The 16,177-nt window shown below is 71.5% G+C and carries 14 protein-coding genes and 1 tRNA gene; 7 read left to right on the top strand and 8 right to left on the bottom strand.

Annotation, left to right across the window (positions count from 1 at the left end; all coding sequences use genetic code 11):
• Positions 1 to 104: 104 nt before the first annotated feature.
• Entirely contained in the window at positions 105 to 1,043 is a 939-nt protein-coding gene (locus ACZ69I_RS21865; RefSeq protein WP_470834042.1) for an MBL fold metallo-hydrolase, read from the top strand.
• Here ACZ69I_RS21865 and ACZ69I_RS21860 read toward each other — a convergent pair.
• Together ACZ69I_RS21860 and pdxR are read right to left on the bottom strand one after the other, a co-directional pair.
• Positions 1,019 to 1,540, bottom strand: a complete 522-nt coding sequence (locus ACZ69I_RS21860; RefSeq protein WP_470834041.1) for a nitroreductase/quinone reductase family protein — start codon at positions 1,538 to 1,540, stop codon at positions 1,019 to 1,021. The genes ACZ69I_RS21865 and ACZ69I_RS21860 overlap by 25 nt on opposite strands.
• Positions 1,541 to 1,631: 91 nt before the next feature.
• Positions 1,632 to 3,086: a MocR-like pyridoxine biosynthesis transcription factor PdxR gene (gene pdxR, locus ACZ69I_RS21855; protein ID WP_470834040.1), complete on the bottom strand. Its 1,455-nt coding sequence runs from the start codon at positions 3,084 to 3,086 to the stop codon at positions 1,632 to 1,634.
• A 41-nt stretch (positions 3,087 to 3,127) separates the two neighbouring features.
• On the opposite strand from pdxR, the gene ACZ69I_RS21850 reads away from it, so the two are divergent.
• Complete coding sequence (locus ACZ69I_RS21850) at positions 3,128 to 3,673, top strand: carboxymuconolactone decarboxylase family protein (protein ID WP_470834038.1); 546 nt, start codon at positions 3,128 to 3,130, stop codon at positions 3,671 to 3,673.
• 108 nt (positions 3,674 to 3,781) lie between these two features.
• Here ACZ69I_RS21850 and ACZ69I_RS21845 read toward each other — a convergent pair whose 3' ends face one another.
• Both ACZ69I_RS21845 and ACZ69I_RS21840 read right to left on the bottom strand, forming a co-directional pair.
• Positions 3,782 to 5,266, bottom strand: coding sequence for an aminopeptidase P family protein (locus tag ACZ69I_RS21845; RefSeq protein ID WP_470834036.1), 1,485 nt, complete (start codon positions 5,264 to 5,266; stop codon positions 3,782 to 3,784).
• Between the two features lie 158 nt (positions 5,267 to 5,424).
• Complete coding sequence (locus tag ACZ69I_RS21840) at positions 5,425 to 6,960, bottom strand: PP2C family protein-serine/threonine phosphatase (RefSeq protein ID WP_467679029.1); 1,536 nt, start codon at positions 6,958 to 6,960, stop codon at positions 5,425 to 5,427.
• A gap of 453 nt (positions 6,961 to 7,413) precedes the next feature.
• On the opposite strand from ACZ69I_RS21840, the gene ACZ69I_RS21835 reads away from it, so the two are divergent.
• On the top strand, positions 7,414 to 8,091 hold the full coding sequence (locus ACZ69I_RS21835) for a bifunctional DNA primase/polymerase (RefSeq protein WP_467679026.1): 678 nt from the start codon (positions 7,414 to 7,416) through the stop codon (positions 8,089 to 8,091).
• Between the two features lie 55 nt (positions 8,092 to 8,146).
• Positions 8,147 to 8,686 (top strand): hypothetical protein, encoded by a 540-nt coding sequence (locus ACZ69I_RS21830; RefSeq protein WP_470834033.1) that lies wholly within the window; start codon positions 8,147 to 8,149, stop codon positions 8,684 to 8,686.
• 272 nt (positions 8,687 to 8,958) lie between these two features.
• Here the strand turns inward: ACZ69I_RS21830 and ACZ69I_RS21825 are convergent, their stop codons facing one another.
• From ACZ69I_RS21825 to ACZ69I_RS21815, 3 genes are all read right to left on the bottom strand, one after another.
• Complete coding sequence (locus ACZ69I_RS21825; protein ID WP_467679022.1) at positions 8,959 to 9,930, bottom strand: DUF5926 family protein; 972 nt, start codon at positions 9,928 to 9,930, stop codon at positions 8,959 to 8,961.
• A 121-nt stretch (positions 9,931 to 10,051) separates the two neighbouring features.
• Complete coding sequence (locus ACZ69I_RS21820; protein ID WP_467679019.1) at positions 10,052 to 10,669, bottom strand: ATP-binding protein; 618 nt, start codon at positions 10,667 to 10,669, stop codon at positions 10,052 to 10,054.
• A 53-nt stretch (positions 10,670 to 10,722) separates the two neighbouring features.
• Positions 10,723 to 11,559: a glycerophosphodiester phosphodiesterase family protein gene (locus ACZ69I_RS21815; RefSeq protein ID WP_467679017.1), complete on the bottom strand. Its 837-nt coding sequence runs from the start codon at positions 11,557 to 11,559 to the stop codon at positions 10,723 to 10,725.
• Between the two features lie 211 nt (positions 11,560 to 11,770).
• Between ACZ69I_RS21815 and ACZ69I_RS21810 the strand changes: the two genes are divergently transcribed.
• The 3 genes from ACZ69I_RS21810 to ACZ69I_RS21800 all read left to right on the top strand — a co-directional run bounded on the left by ACZ69I_RS21810 (position 11,771) and on the right by ACZ69I_RS21800 (position 15,339).
• Positions 11,771 to 13,321 carry a S1C family serine protease gene (locus tag ACZ69I_RS21810; RefSeq protein ID WP_470834031.1) on the top strand — a complete coding sequence of 517 codons (1,551 nt, stop codon included), beginning with the start codon at positions 11,771 to 11,773 and terminating at the stop codon, positions 13,319 to 13,321.
• 55 nt (positions 13,322 to 13,376) lie between these two features.
• Positions 13,377 to 13,461: transfer RNA gene (locus ACZ69I_RS21805), tRNA-Ser, on the top strand.
• A 537-nt stretch (positions 13,462 to 13,998) separates the two neighbouring features.
• The gene (locus ACZ69I_RS21800; RefSeq protein WP_470834029.1) at positions 13,999 to 15,339 is read left to right on the top strand and encodes a helix-turn-helix domain-containing protein; all 1,341 of its coding nucleotides are present in this window, start codon (positions 13,999 to 14,001) and stop codon (positions 15,337 to 15,339) included.
• Here ACZ69I_RS21800 and ACZ69I_RS21795 read toward each other — a convergent pair.
• The gene (locus ACZ69I_RS21795) at positions 15,317 to 15,850 is read right to left on the bottom strand and encodes an NUDIX hydrolase (RefSeq protein ID WP_470834028.1); all 534 of its coding nucleotides are present in this window, start codon (positions 15,848 to 15,850) and stop codon (positions 15,317 to 15,319) included. The two genes, ACZ69I_RS21800 and ACZ69I_RS21795, sit on opposite strands and share 23 nt — an antisense overlap.
• Between the last annotated feature and the right edge of the window lie 327 nt (positions 15,851 to 16,177).

Below are 16,177 nucleotides of genomic sequence, written 5' to 3'. Positions count from 1 at the left end.
GGGTACGGGAATGCGGGGCACCGGCGGCGCGGTTGGCAGCGGCCATGACAACTACCCGTCACACAGCGGCACATGGCGGCGAGCGGCTCCGGAGCCCCGCACGGATGCGTTCGCTGCGGATCGGCCACCTCAAGCTGACGTACGTACCCGACGGCATGGTGCAGCTGTCGCCCCGCCTCTGGTTCGCCGACTCCACCGGGGCCGACTGGGCCGCGCACCCCGAATACCTCGACGCCGACGGCTACTTGGTGGCGAGAATCGGCGGCCTCCTCGTCGAGTACGAGTACGAGCACGAGCACGGGTCGGACGGCGAGGACAGCGGCAGCGCGGGCGCGCTGCTGATAGACGCCGGTTTCGGCCCGATGACGCTGCCCGCGCGGGAGGGCGAGCGGCTCGGCGCGGTCCAAAGCGGTGCGCTGCTCGACAACCTGACCACGGCCGGCCGCCCTCCGGCGGAGATCGGCGCGGTCGCCCTCACCCACCTCCACCCCGATCACGTCGGCTGGGCCTGGCAGGCCGCGCCCGGCGGCGACGGGCCCGCGCTCGCCGGTGCCGAGTACCTGCTGGCCGAGCAGGAGTGGGCCGGACGCCTGCACGCCGGTGCGGAGGGCCTCGGCGAGGACGTCCTCGCGACCCTCGCGCCGCGCGTGCGCACCGTGGCCGACGGCGAGGAGATCCGCCCCGGCGTCCGGGTCCGGCTGATCCCCGGTCACACGTCCGGGCACACCGCGTACGTCATCTCGGCGGGCGGGCAGCGCGTCATCGCGTTCGGCGACGCGCTGCACTCGCCGGTCCAGGTCGCCCACCCCGAGTGGTCCGCCTCCCCGGACCTGGACCGGAACGCGGCCGCCGAGGCCCGCCGCGCCCTGGTCGCCGAGCTCGCGGAGCCCGGCACCTTCGGCTTCGGCATCCACTTCGCGGACGTCCCCTTCGGCACGGTCCGCCGGGACGGCGACGGGTACCGGTGGGTGCCCTGCCCGGAGGGCTCCTCCGGGAAGGGCTCCTCCGGGCAGGGCTCCTACGCGGAGGACTCCGCCGGCTGATCCGCGCGGGTCAGCGCGATCACCGGGATCGTGCGCGGGGCCCGGTCCCGGAACTCCGCGAAGTTCGGGTCCCGTTCGATCTGCCGACGCCACAGCTCGTCGTGCTCGCGAGGGTCGACGGGCGTGGCGCGGGCCTCGTACCGCTCCGTGCCGACCTCGACGACGACCGCGGGGTCGCGCACGAGGTTGTGGTACCAGCCCGGGGCCTTCTCCGAGCCGCCGTTGGAGGCGAAGACGACGAGGCGGTCGCCGCCGGGGCGAGGGTCCGGCAGGTAGACCGCGGGCGTAGTCCGCGGCAGCCCGCTCCGCGCGCCGCGGGTGGTCAGCAGGAGCAGACTCGCCCCCTCGAAGGGTCCTCCCACCCGGCCGCCGTTGGCCCGGAACTCCTCGATGACACGGCGGTTGAAGGGATTCGCGTTGTTGCTGCCGTCGCCGTCGACCCGGCTCTCGCCCTCGACCCGGCTCTCGCCCTCGACGGTGCCGCTCGCGCTGCTCATGGTCAGATCCCCTCCGCTTGCCGACTGGTATCCGCACTGAACGATCAAGGAGCCGAGCCTATTTCCCCTCTCCGCCGGGCCTGTCTCCCTCTCAGGAGGCGTCGTCCGCGGGCGGCAGCGCCCGGAGCAGCGCTTCGAGAGCCGCCCCGTAGGCGTGCTCGGCGGGCGTCGAGTACCCGACGACGAGCCCGTCCCCGGCGGGCATCGTCGCCAGCGGATGCCGGAAGGCGGCGAGGCCGTCGAGCGCGACCCCCTGCCAGGACGCGGCCTTGACCGCGGACGCCTCCGTGCCGGGCGGCAGCCGCAGCACCGCATGCAGGCCGGCCGCGATGCCGGTCGCCGTGACGTGGGGGGCGTGCGCGGCGAGGGCGGTGACGAGGCGGTCGCGGCGGTTCCGGTAACGCTGCCGCATCCGGCGGACGTGCCGGTCGTACTGCCCGGAGGCGATGAAGTCGGCAAGCGTGAGCTGGTCGAGGACGCTCGCCCACGCCTCCCGCTCCCCCTTGGCCGCGAGGACGCCGTCGACGAGATGCTCCGGAAGCACCATCCAGCCCAGGCGCACCGCGGGGGACAGGCTCTTGCTGACCGAGCCGAGATGGACGACCCGCTCGGGGTCGAGGCCCTGCAGGGCTCCGACCGGCTCGCGGTCGTAGCGGAACTCGCCGTCGTAGTCGTCCTCCAGGACCACACCGCCGCTGGCGCGGGCCCAGTCGACGACCGCCGCGCGCCGCGCGGCCCGCAGCGGACCACCGGTCGGGAACTGGTGCGCGGGCGTGAGCAGGACGCCGCGGACCCGGGGCCCCTCGGTCAACTCCTCGACGCGGGCGCCCTGTTCGTCCAGGCCGAGCGGCACCGTCCGTACGCCCGAGTCCGCCAGGATCTTCCGGTGGAAGCCGAGACCGTACGACTCCACGGCGAAGGGCCCGCGCAGCACCCCACCGCCCGCGCCCCGCGCGCCCCCGAAGAGCAGCCGGAGACCGTGCGCGAAACCGGAGCACACCACGATCCGTTCGGGGTCCGCCCGCACCCCCCTGGCCCGCGCCAGGTAGTTGGCGAGCGCCTGGCGCAGCTCGGCCCTGCCGCGCGGATCGCCGGGCCCGAAGGCCTCGCTGGGCGCGGCGCCCAGCGCGCGACGGGCAGCCGCGAGCCAGGCCGTGCGGGGGAAGGAGGCGGCGTCCGGCGTGCCCTGCCGCAGGTTGTGGGCGGGGGCGGCGGGCCGGGCGGGGGCGGGCTTCCGGGGGCGCCGGGGCGGTGTCCGCGCGGCGGAGGCCGTGGCCGCGACCCGTGTGCCCGAGCCCTGCCGCGCCGTCAGCCAGCCTTCCGCGACCAGCTCGGCGTAGGCGTCGGCGACCGTGTTGCGGGCCAGACCGAGGTCGGCGGCGAGCGAACGGTAGGGCGGCAGACGGGTGCCGGGGGCGAGCCTGCCCTCGCGTACGGCGTCCCGCAGCGCACGGATGAGGACGGCTCGGCGACTGCCGGGGCCCGACAGCTCCACATGCAGGTCGCTGCCGATGCGCTCCGCCAGATTGACCCATGATTCCGGCATGGAAATGCACCCTACCCGAGGTCTTTTCCGGCCGTAGATTCATGGTCATGACGAACAGCACGGACACGTTGCAGACCACGACCACCTTGCAGACCACGACCGACGCTCAGCCCCAGCCCCAGCCCCAGCCCCACGAGCACGCGCCCCGCCTCGACTTCGCCAAGTCCGCCCCCAAGGCGTTCAAGGCCCTCATAGGCTTCGACGCCGCCGCCCGCGAAGGCCTCGACCCGGCCCTGGTCGAGCTGGTCCAGATCCGCGCCTCGCTCCTCAACGGCTGCGCCTACTGCCTCCACATGCACACCTCCGACGCCCGGAAGGCGGGCGAGGACGAGGCGCGGCTGCACATGATCGGCGTGTGGCGCGAGGCCAGGAACTTCTTCACGGCGAAGGAGCAGGCGGCCCTCGCCCTGACCGAGTCCGTCACGCTCGTCTCCCGGGGTGGCGTGCCGGACGACGTCTACGCCGAGGCGGCCCGCCACTTCGACGCCCCGGAACTGGCCCGTGTCCTCGCCCTGATCTTCACCATCAACACCTGGAACCGCATCGCCCTGAGCACCGCCAAGGTGGCGGGCGAGGATGAGCGCTAGGCACCCGGAAACGCGGAACCGGGCCTCTTCTTAAAGAAGAGACCCGGTTCGCGAAGAGGCCCGGTTCGCGAAGAGGCCTGGCTCGCGATGACGCCGGTCCGCGAAAGGTCAGCCCTTGAGCCGCGCCATCCACGCCTCGACCTCGTCGGACGTGCGCGGCAGAGCCGCCGACAGGTTCTTGTTGCCGTCCTCCGTGACGAGGATGTCGTCCTCGATCCGCACGCCGATGCCGCGGTACTCCTCCGGCACGGTCAGGTCGTCCGCCTGGAAGTACAGGCCGGGCTCGACGGTCAGGCACATGCCGGGCTCCAGCGTGCCGTTCACGTACGCCTCGGTGCGCGCGGCGGCGCAGTCGTGGACGTCCATGCCGAGCATGTGGCCGGTGCCGTGCAGGGTCCAGCGACGCTGCAGGCCGAGCTCCAGGACGCGCTCGACCGGGCCCTCGACGAGGCCCCACTCGACCAGCTTCTCGGCGAGCACACGCTGCGCGGCGTCGTGGAAGTCGCGGAACTTGGCGCCCGGCTTCACCGCCGCGATGCCCGCCTCCTGCGCCTCGTACACCGCGTCGTAGATCTTCTTCTGCAGCGCGTCGAAGCGGCCGTTGATCGGCAGCGTGCGCGTGATGTCCGCGGTGTAGTACGAGTGCGTCTCCACACCGGCGTCGAGCAGCAGCAGCTCTCCGGAACGCACGGCTCCGTCGTTGCGCACCCAGTGCAGGGTGGTGGCGTGCGGGCCCGCGGCGCAGATCGAGCCGTAGCCGATGTCGTTGCCCTCGACGCGGGCGCGCAGGAAGAACGTGCCCTCGATGTAGCGCTCGCTGGTGGCCTCGGCCTTGTCGAGGACCTTCACGACGTCCTCGAAGCCGCGGGCCGTCGAGTCGCAGGCCTTCTGCAGCTCGCCGACCTCGAAGGCGTCCTTGACCAGCCGCGCCTCGGAGAGGAAGACGCGCAGTTCCTCGTCGCGCTCGGCGGTGACCTTGTCGGTCAGGGCCGCCTCGATGCCTGCGTCGTGGCCGCGCACGACGCGGACGGGCCCGGTGGCCTCGCGCAGCGCCCCGGCCAGCTCGCGCACGTCGGATGCGGGCATGCCGTACAGCTTCTCGGCCTCGGTGAGGGAGTGCCGGCGGCCGACCCAGAGCTCGCCCATGCCGTCCAGCCAGAACTCGCCGTTCGCACGGTTGGAGCGCGGCAGCAGGTAGAGGGTCGCGTCGTGGCCGGTCGCGGTGGGCTCCATGACCAGGACGCCGTCCTCGGTCTGGTTGCCCGTGAGGTACGCGTACTCCACGGAGGCCCGGAAGGCGTACTCGGTGTCGTTCGACCGGGTCTTCAGGTTGCCCGCGGGGACGACCAGGCGCTCGCCGGGGAAGCGCGCGGAGAGCGCGGCGCGGCGGGCCGCGGTGTGCTCGGCCTGCGCGATCGGCTGCAGGTCGTGCAGCTCGGTGTCGGCCCAGCCGGACTGCATGTTCTCGGCGAGCTCATCGGAAACGCCCGGGTACAGGCCGTTCTTGCGCTGCTTGATCGGCTCTGCTTCGGTCTCCTCCGGGCCCGCTGCGGTAGCAGCAATGGGCTCCGCCGGGTTGAGCGCCTCCGACACGATCTGCCTCCTCTGTACGACACTGGACCATCCTCCATCGTACGGGTGTACGGAAGGGGTCCCAGGGCCGGAAGGCCACTTACACACCGTGCCCGGGGCCTCACGAAAGAACCCTCCACGCGCGCGTGCCCGACGCCCCGCCGGGACGTACCCCACGCTCACTCGAAGCGCGCCGCCAGCAGCACCACGTCCTCGTCGCTGTCCGCGGTGTCGAGGCCGTCCGGCAGCACGGTGCGCAGCACGTGGTCGGCGATGGCTCCGGGGTCGTCCCTGATGCTCCTGGGCACGCTCGCCGCCGCCGCGTGCAGCCGCGCGAAGGCCCGGTCCATCGGGTCGCCGGTGCGGTGCAGGAGCCCGTCGGTGTAGAGAAGCACCGTTTCTCCGGGCTCCGGGCTGATCTCCACGCTCGGCGCCTCCCAGCAGGCGAGCATCCCGAGCGGCGCGGACAGGGAGGTCTCGACGAACTCCGTGCGCCGCTCGCCGACGATCAGCGGCGGGCTGTGCCCGGCACCGGCGAGCACGACCTTGCGCAGGGCGGGCTCGCAGTACGCGAAGAGCGCCGTCGCCGAGCGCGCGGGCTCGGTCAGCCGGAGAAGCAGCTCCAGGTCGGAGAGGACGGCGACCGGGTCCTCGCCCTCCATCACGGCGTACGCCCGCAGGGAGGCGCGCAGCCGCCCCATCGCGGCCACGGCGCTGGGGCCGGAGCCGGTCACGGACCCGACCGCCAGGCCGAGCGCCGCGTCCGGCAGCGCCAGCGCGTCGTGCCAGTCACCGCCGCCGCGCGGGCCCGTGCGGTGCCGGGCGGCGAGCTGCACCCCGGCGATGCGGGGCAGCCGCGAGGGCATGAGCTCCTCGCGCAGGGTGGCGTCGGCGGCGCGGGCGCGGTCGAGGTCGATGAGCCGCGCGAGGTGCTCGGTGGCGTGGCGGGTGTAGAGCCCGACGAGGTGGCGGCGGCGCTCGGCCGGTTCCGCGGGCTCGTCGTACAGCCAGACGGCGGCGCCGATCCGGCCCGCCGTGCCGGTGGCCAGCGGCACGGCGTAGCTCGCGGCGTAGCCGAGGCGGGCGGCCACCTCGCGGTGGCGCGGGTCGAGGCCGTCCTCGGCGAGCAGGTCGGGCTGCGCGATCTCGTCCGGCACACCACCCGGCCGGCCCTCCGCGGCGTCGAGGATCCTGCCGTACGAGGTGGCGCCGCGCGGCACCGTCTCGATGTGCCCGAGGTCGGCGCGGTCGAGGCCGAGGCCGACGGTCGTGTCGGGGCCGAGCCCGTCGGCGGGCTCCACGACGGCGAGCCCGCGCCGGGCGCCCACCAGCGCGGCACCGGCGCGCAGGAGCTCGTGCAGGGCGTCGTCGAGGGTGGTCGTGCGGGCGATCCGCTCGGTGAGTTCGTGGAGCGTGGTGAGGTCGGAGACCCAGCCCGCGAGGCGGTCCTGGAGCACGGCACCCGGTGCGCCCGGCAGGGAAGTGCCCTCCGGGGGCGCTGCGGCGGGCGTGGCCTGCGCGGTGGGCGCGACAGTGTGGGCCGGTGGCGGAACTGTGGAATCGATTCCGGCCACTTTCCGAAGGTGCGGGGCGTTCATGGCCGACGGCTTTCCGGCCGGTGCGTAATGCTCGATAGCATCGCAAACCCCCATGTCATTCTGCGCCGCTAGCAGTGCCTCCAGATGTACACGCACTGATGAGGAGATGTCCAGCATTGTCCTGCTGGGATTCCTGGTGTCCGAGGGAATTGCGTGACTTGAAAAAGATCTTGAAAATATGGCTGAAAACAGCGCCGGGTTAGGGCATATTGGGGTCGACTGACGTTGTTCGGTAAAGCGTTGCAATGGTCGCGCTGGGTACGTACTCAGTGATGGCCAGGGGCAGTTGGGACCCGTCCGGAACCTGACCAAGGACCCGGGCGTCCTAACTCACGACGACCGTGCCCCATCCTCCCGTGGCGGAGGCGGCAAGCAATATCGCGGGACGGCAAACGCCAGGCGCCGCCACCCCACGCCACGTCAACGCTCGGTTCAGAGTGGTTCCCCATGCCGCAGGCTGGGGTCGGATGTGCCAGCTCGTACGTACAGCGAAGAGATCCACACATGGTGTGATGTGGCCCGCAGTCTCCCCGGCTAACGCCGGCGTGCAACGGAAAGGAACGAGCGCTCATGCGCGAGATCCTCGGAAGGCGACGCAGGCTCCTGTCCTGGCGAATCGGAAGAAAGCCCGGCCGGAGCGCCGGACAGCTCGGCGCGGCTCTGACCTTCGCGACCGCATGGCGGTGGCCCGTACTGCCGGGAGTCGGACTCGACCGACGCGACGGCAGCCGGTGCGCCTGCCCCGACCCCGACTGCGCGGTACCGGGCGCGCACCCCCTCGACCCCGGCCTCCTCGCCGCCACCACCGACGAGCGGATGGTCCGCTGGTGGTGGACCAACCGACCCGGCGCACCCGTCGTGCTCGCCACCGGAGGCAGCGCCCCGTGCGCCGTGAGCCTCCCCGTGGACGCGGGCGTGCGCGCCCTCGCCGCGCTCGACGAGATGGGCATCAGGCTCGGCCCGGTGGTCGCCACCGAGGCCAGGATCCACCTGCTCGTCGCGCCGTACTCCATGGCCCAGTTGGGCGAGCTCCTCTATGCGAAGGACTGCGTCCCCGGCTCGCTGCGCTTCCACGGCGAGGGCGGTTATCTCGCCCTGCCCCCCTCCGGGACGGGACAGGGCCGGGTCCGCTGGGAGCGCGCGCCGCTGCCCGGCTCCGCCGCCCCCTGGGTGCCGGACGTCGAAGCGGTGGTGGACGCCGTCGTGGACGCCCTCACTCGTACGGGTGTGAGCGCGCCCGAGTTGTAGGGGAATTGGGCGCGCGGCGACCGGGCCGCGCGCCCACTGTCGTTATCTTCGGCTCATGCAACCCCGCCTGATCGTGCTCCTGGGCGTCGCGGCCCTCACGGTTCTCCTGCCGCTCGCCGGCGCATCCGCGGGGCCGGTGGGTGACGGTGACGCGAAGTCGCCCCTCCCCGCCCCTTCGAACGCCTCTTCGGAGCCGCGCGGACCGGCGCAGGCCGACGCGGAGCCCTCGTTGCTCGCGGGCCTCGGCGCCACCACCGCCGCCCACTGCGGCCCCCAAGTCTCCTCGCCCGAGGGCATCGAAGCGCAGACGTGCGTCCTCGCGCTGGGGCACGACACGTGGGCGCGTACCTATTACCGCAATGCCACCGGCAAGGAGCTGACCGCCGTCCTGACCCTGATGGGCCCCGGCGCGCACACGGTGCAGATGCACTGTTCGGTGGGTGCGGGGGACGAACCGGCGACCTGCGAGACTCCGCGCGAGCGGTCGGCGGGCGAGGCGGCGGCGTACACGGCGGTGGCGGAGTACGCGGCGGGAGAGGCGGGCGGGCTGTTGCTGCGCTCGGGGAGCAACTCCGCATCGCCGCAGGACAGTTGAGCCCTGAACCGGCTTGCGGGCACGCAAAGGCCCGGTTGCTGGCGACGGGGGATGCACCAGCAACCGGGCTACCTGAACGGTAACAAGAGATCGGCTCTTGGCAAATTCGATCCCAGTTATCCGGACAGGGATTTACTTGCCCCCTAGGGGAGTTGTGACGGGAGTCACCCGTTCCTCCCCCGCCGCACCGACTGACTGACGCGTCAGTGGTGCGGCCCGGCACACGGCTTCAGCGGCGCGGCACACGGCCTGAGCGGCGCGCGCACACGGTTTCAGCTCAGCGTGACCTGGCGGTTGGTGAGGCCACCGCGCGCCCGGCGCTCGTCAGCGGTCAGCGGGGCGTCCGAGGCGAGCGCCGCCGCGAGCCGCTCGGCGAACTCCGCCGCGGGCTTCTCGACGTCCGCGGCGCCGACCTCGCTCGGCAGGTCCCACACCGGCACGGTCAGACCGTGTGCCCGGAAGGAGCCGACCAGGCGGGTGCCCTCGCCGAGGCTCGACGCACCGGCCGCGTGCAGCCGGGCCAGCGCGTCCAGGAGCTGCTCCTCGGGGTGCGGCATGACCCAGCGCAGGTGGTTCTTGTCCGGGGTCTCACACCAGTACGCGGCGTCCACGCCGGTCAGCTTCACGGTCGGGATGGCGGCGTCGTTCGCCCGCTCCAGGGAAGCGGAGACCTCCGGCGTCGCGTTCTCCGCGTCCGGCACCCAGAACTCGAAGCCGGCGTGCACGACCGGCTCGAACGGGCCCGCCGGGTCGAGCAGGTCCTGCAGCCGCGGGCCGTCGGCGGGGGCGCGGCGGCCCTTCACCGGCGTACCCGGCTCGGCCTCGAGGGCGCGCTGGAGGGTGTCGGCCAGGTCGCGGCTGATGTCGCCGGACGAGGTGTCGTTCTGCAGGCCGAGCAGGACCGAGCCGTCGTCGCGGCGCAGCGCGGGCCAGGCCATCGGCAGCACGGTGGCGAGGGAGACCGTGGGGACGCCCTCGGGGAGCCCGGCCTTGAGGGTCAGCTCCACCGTGGCGGCGGGGACCAGCTCGCGCAGCGCGACCCAGTCGCACTCGCCGGGCAGGCCCTCGAAGGGGCGCTGCACCAGCTCGGTCACCGCGTGGGCGGCGGCCCGGCCGTGACAGGCCTTGTACCGGCGGCCCGAGCCGCAGGGGCAGGGTTCGCGGGCGCCGACGACCGGCATCTCCCCGTCCCCCCGCTGCGGCTGCTGCGACTTGCCCTTGGTCTGCGGGCGCTTCTTGGCCATCTTGGGTGTCTCCCGGCTACGGCTCTCTCTTGCGTACGGGCGCGAGCCTAGCCGCTGGCACGGGGGCCGTCGGGTCGCGTTCTCGGACGGCTGCCCGTACGGGGGTCGGTGTACGGCCCGGTCAGTCCACGTCGTCGAAGGGGTCCGCGAAGGCGAGGTCGGATATCGCGGCCGGCGTCGGCGCGGCGACGCGCGTAGCGAAGTCCTCGCGGTGGTGCCCCGCTTGGAGGACGACCCACACGGTGACCTCGCCGTGCACGTCGTCGCGGACTCCCCAGGTGTCGGAGAGTGCCGTGATGATGTTGAGCCCGCGGCCGCCGTGCGCCGTGACCGAGGGGGTGGCGGGGGCCGGGCGGGTCGGGCCGCCGCCGTCCGTCACCTCGACCGTCAGCCGGCCCGTCTGATCGATGTGCCAGGCCGCTCGTACATCGCCGTCGCCGACCATGCCGCGGCCCAGCGGCCTGCCGTGCCGACAGGCGTTGCTGAGCAACTCCGACAGGATCAGTACGGCATCGTCGACCACCGATTCCGGGACCCCGCTCATGCGCAGCTGATTGCGCATACGGTGTCTCGCTTCCCCCACGCCCGCAGGGCCATGGGGAACGGCCATGCTCGACGACGTGGGCACCTCCCGTGCCACCACCAACGCCACCCCCGAGACCTCCTTCGCCCCACGCCACGGTGTGGATGCCCCAATGGACTGGACCGGAAACCGGCCAATCCCCGTCCGGTGACGCACTCGTAACGATCGAATACGGACCGAACGCGCCGGTGCACTCCCTGTAACCGGAGTTAATGGAGTCCCAGACGGTCCAGGTGGGACAGAACCTGCTTGGGGCGGTTGGTGATGATCGCGTCGACACCCAGCTCGGCGCAGAGTTCCACGTCCGCGGGTTCGTCCACCGTCCACACGTGCACCTGGTGTCCCGCGCGTTTCAGCTTGGCCACGTACCCGGGGTGGTTGCGCACGATCCGCATGCCCGGGCCTGCGATGCGGACGCCCGCCGGAAGGCGTCCGTCCCGGTGGCGCGGCGAGACGAACTGCATCAGGTAGACGGTCGGCAGCATCGGCGACGCGGCCCGCACGCGGTGCAGCGAACGCGCGGAGAAGCTCATGACCCGGATCGGCGATTCGGCCTCACTGGAGGGGGCGTCCAGACCGAAGCGCTTGAGCAGCAGAAGCAGCCGCTCCTCGACCTGGCCCGCCCAGCGCGTGGGGTGCTTGGTCTCGATCGCCAGCCGCACCCGCCGCCCGGAGGCATTACTTTCGGCCACCAGTTCAAGGAGGCGTTCCAGGGTCAGCACGGACGTGGCCTCGCCCGCGGAGCCCTCCCAGTCGGGCCCTTCGTCGGCCTCCCCGTGCTGCTTCTTCCAGGACCCGAAGTCCAGGGCGGCGAGATCGGCGAGTTCGAGGGCGGAGACGGCCCCGCGGCCGTTCGACGTACGGTTGACGCGCCGGTCATGGACGCACACGAGGTGCCCGTCGGCGGTGAGCCGTACATCGCATTCGAGAGCGTCGGCACCGTCGTCGACCGCCTTCTTGTAGGCAGCCAGCGTGTGCTCCGGAGCGTCCTGGGAGGCTCCGCGGTGGGCGACGACCTGGATCTGGTGCTGTCGTGCGAGGGTCACCGCGTCATGGTGCCATCACGGGGTACTCGACGGCTCGCCGGACGGCACCCTCCGGGAGCGCCGGACACACAGGCTCGGCTTATGGTGCCCTGACAGCCCATGGGAAAAGCTGACTGCAGACAGATGCTCAGAGATGACAGCTGCACAGTTGGCACAGCCAGGCCGTGACCGAGAACGCACGCAACGACAGCATGGACCGAGGAGAAGAGCTGTGAGCACCGAGAACGAGGGCAACGAGGTACCCAAGGCCCCGTCCGCGCCCCCTGCGCCGGTGGACGCTCCCGCTGTTCCTGCCGACTCCGCTGCCGGGGGTCCTGCGGCCGGTACCGCCGGTTCAGCCGGTATCGCCGGTTCCGCCGCCGGGGCCGAGCCCGGTGCCGCGGCTCCGGCCTCCGCGGGTGCCACCGCGTCCGCCGGGCAGCCGGGTCACGAGGGGGCGCACGCCGCTCCCGGGCACGCCCCGGCCCACGCGGGAGCTCCGCAGGCCGCTCCGGGGCACGCTCCCGGGGCCGCTCCCGCCGCCGGGCACTGGCCGCCCCCGCCGCCGCCCGCCGTTCCCTCGTACGCCACGGACGGCGGCTCCGGTTCCGGCTGGGGCGCCTCGTACCACCCGCAGGAGCCGAAGCCCGGCGGCCGGCGCGGCGGCCTGGTCGCCGCGGTGCTCGCTGCCGCCCTGATCGCGGGCGGCATCGGCGGTGGCGTCGGCTACTGGGCGGCCGAGCGGAACGACGACAACACGGGCTCCACGACGGTCTCCGCCGCGGACACCCCCGCCGACCTGAAGCGCGAGCCCGGCTCCGTCGCCAAGACCGCGAACGACGCGCTGCCGAGCGTCGTGACCATCGAGGCGCAGAGCGGCGGCGGCGAGGGCGGCACGGGCACCGGCTTCGTCTACGACAAGCAGGGCCACATCCTCACCAACAACCACGTGGTGGCGTCGGCCGCGGAGGGCGGCAAGCTCCAGGTGACGTTCTCGAACGGCAAGAAGTACGCCGCCGAGGTCGTCGGCCGCGCCGAGGGCTACGACGTGGCGGTCATCAAGCTCAAGAACGCCCCCGAGGGCCTGAAGCCGCTCGCCCTCGGCAACTCCGACCGCGTGGCCGTCGGCGACTCGACCATCGCGATCGGCGCCCCCTTCGGCCTGTCGAACACCGTCACCACCGGCATCATCAGCGCCAAGAACCGCCCGGTGACCTCCAGCGACGGCGGCCAGAGCGGCAAGAGCTCGTACATGAGCGCGCTGCAGACCGACGCGTCCATCAACCCCGGCAACTCCGGCGGGCCGCTGCTCGACGCGCGCGGTGCGGTCATCGGCATCAACTCCGCGATCAAGCCCGCCGAGAGCGGCGGCGGCCTCGGCGGTGGCGGCGGCCAGTCCGGCTCCATCGGCCTGGGCTTCGCGATCCCGGTGAACCAGGCCAAGCAGGTCGCCCAGCAGCTCATCAAGACCGGCCGGCCCGTCTACCCGGTGATCGGCGCCTCGGTCTCCCTGCAGCAGGAGGGCAACGGCGCGACCATCAGCCGGGAGGGCGCGGGCAACACGACGCAGCCGGTCACCCCGAACGGCCCGGCGGACAAGGCGGGCCTCAAGCCCGGCGACGTCATCACGAAGCTGGACGACATGGTGGTCGACAGCGGCCCGACCCTGATCGGCCAGATCTGGACCCACAAGCCGGGCGACACCGTCAAGATCACGTACCAGCGCGACGGCAAGGAGCACACGGTCGACGTGACCCTGGGCCAGCGCAAGGGCGACAGCTGACCCGCTAGTCTTGTGCTCGCGCCGTCCTGATTCCGTTTCCGGTGGGACGGCGCGGGGTGGGTTGCCCGAGCGGCCTAAGGGAACGGTCTTGAAAACCGTCGTGGTTCACGCCACCGTGGGTTCAAATCCCACACCCACCGCTTGCAGATCGGCGTGAGTGCCGGTCAGAAGGGTGCCTCTCGTCGAGGGGCACCCTTTTTCGTGTGTGTGGACCAGGCGTGGACCAGGCGTGGACCAGGCGTGGACCACGATGGATTCTGCACGGGGCCCTGATCAGGGTTTCCGCGACCGGAACACCCGGAATGCTGTCCAGGCTGAGGGGTGGTCCGGTCTTTTGTTGTTGCACCCGCCCCCACCGCGCCTTGAGCGTGGGAGAGCATCTCGATCGGCTTTGTTCGGTGAGGGCGGGAGCGCAGAGAAGCGACGGGCTGGACCGCTGATCGCGTCAAGCTCTCCTCCATGCGTGCCAGGGGCGCGTGATGATCTCGCGGTAGGTGTGGTGCGCTCCGAGCCGGAGGGCCGCGCTGCCGGGCTAGCAGCTGGTAGCTGTTCGTTCGCCATGCTCGAAGCATCGCGAGTGCGGTGACCGCGCTGAAAGGCCCAGCTGATTACCCGACTTGGGTACCATCACGGCAGGTGACACGCGGCAACGTTGGGTAGTCCGTGGGAGCTTCGCGATGACCGGGCAGGCCCATCCGCAGGAACTTCCTGCCGGGCTGCTGACTGACCCCGAGATGATCGAAGCCTGCCGCGTGCGGGACTTCGCCCGGGTCTTCCGGATGGTGAAGATCAGGGCGGGCGTCTACCCCTCAATGATCGCCAGACAGTGTGATCTGACTCCGAGCCGTGTCGGTGAAGTCATCGCGGGCCGACGTCGGTTGCTGCACATGGACGTGGTCGAACGCATCGCGGACGGTCTGCGCATTCCAGGACACATGCTGGGGCTCGCGCGACGGCCTTGGGAAACCCCTCAGCCACTTGAGGTCAGCCAACCCGAGGGGCCGCAGGAGCCGAGTCCGGAGACGCTTGGACCGTCGATGCTGCCAGGCACCGACGTAGACAGCATCTTGGCGTTGACTACCAGGACGAGCCTCAACGCGGTGACACTCACGGCCTTTCAGTCGTCCATCGAGGGCTACTGGCGCCAGGACGACCAGCACGGGGGCGAGGCACTGCGGCCGGCCATCATCGGGCAGCTGCGCTATGTGATCGGGCGACTCAAGGAGAACGGGCCCGCCGCCATCCAGAACGGCCTGTACGGCGTCGCCGCCGAGCTTGCACGCATGGCGGGGTGGACCTACTTCGACGCCCGCCAGTACCACCAGGCGACGGCCTACTTCACGCAGGCGTTGCAGCTCGCCAGGGAGAGCGACGACCGGCAGGCCATGACCAACATCCTGGGCTGCCTGAGCTTGCAGGCCACCTATGAGGACAAGCCTGCGGACTCGCTGGCCTACGTGAACGCCGCCCAGGACCAGGCCCGAACAACTCTGGGCACGACCCCGCGTGTCCTGTCGATGCTTGCCATGCGGGAGGCTTTCGCGCACGCCACGCTCGGGAACCGGGACTCCACCCACCGGGCACTGGGGGAGGCACACCGCCAGTTCGAGCAGATCCAGGCGGCAGACCCGGACCCGTCGTGGGTGTCCTACTTCGACGAGGCGAAGCTCATCGTGGACACCGGCATTGCGCACGGACGGTTGGGTGAGGCCGTGATCGCGGAGCCGTTGATCGCGGACGCATTACGTCGAGAAGACCGCGCCAACCAGCGCGGCCGGGCCTTCCACTCGTTCTGGCTCGCGCGTACGCAGCTGGACCAGGGAAAGCTGGATCAGGCCTGCCATACCGCCAGTCAGGCACTGGAGTCGGCCTCGACGGTGGCGTCCGAGCGGGTCGCGGGCCACCTCAGGGAGTTCTACGACCAGCTCGCCCCGCATAGGAACGAGCCCGTAGCGCTGGCCTTCGAGGCGAGGCTACGGGCGCTCCTTCCGCCGGTCAGCGGATCGATTCGTCCATGAGGAGGTACAGGAGGCCGATGAGCGATCCACTGCTCACGATCTCCTTGCGGTCGATCATCCCGCGCACCTCTGAGAGGGGAATCCACTCGACGCGGTCCGACTCGTTCTTCTCGGTTGGTGGGCCCGCATAGGTCCCGCCGTCGATGCGGAAGACGTGGTGCTGCGAGTCGGTGATCCCGTTGGCGGGCTCGCCGTAGACGAGGGGCTTGATGGGGCCAGGTTGGTAACCCGTCTCTTCCAACACCTCGCGGGCCGCCGCCTCTTCAGGAGTCTCGCCCTCTTCCACCAGGCCCATGGGCAGTTCCCATGCCCAGGACTTCGTGATGAAGCGATGCCTCCACATCATCAGAACCTCTTGGCGGTCGTTCACCACGGCGGCCACGGCCAGGTGCCGCAGACGTACGACGTGGTACTCCCACCGGCGCCCGTCAGGCTGTTGGACGTCGACCAGACACAGATTCACCCACTTGTTGGTGTAGACCTGACGCTCTCCGTGGGTCTTCCACTCCATACCTGCGGCCCCTCTCGATCAGTCTCCAGAATCTCAGACCGGAGCCGGGGCGGAAGCAGGTTCGATCCATTTCGTGTCAAGTTGACGAGAGGTCGCCTCGTCATCCGGATAGGTGGCCCCGGAACTCACGTATGGAGCCATACACGCTCCGCAGAGCCGTGGGCTCCATCTTCGTGAGGTCTGTCTCGCCACTGGGAGCGTCGCTCTCGGGCATCGTGGGCGGAGAGGTGCGCACCCGAAGCGACTGACGATCGCGATTCGAGGGAAGCCGAGCGGGCGCGCTGAGCCAAACGACTCCAAATAGTCACGCACCGTTATTGCACTATC

The sequence above is a fragment of the Streptomyces sp. NPDC036815 genome (assembly GCF_055609205.1).
This window is presented reverse-complemented; position numbering and strand designations above follow the sequence as displayed.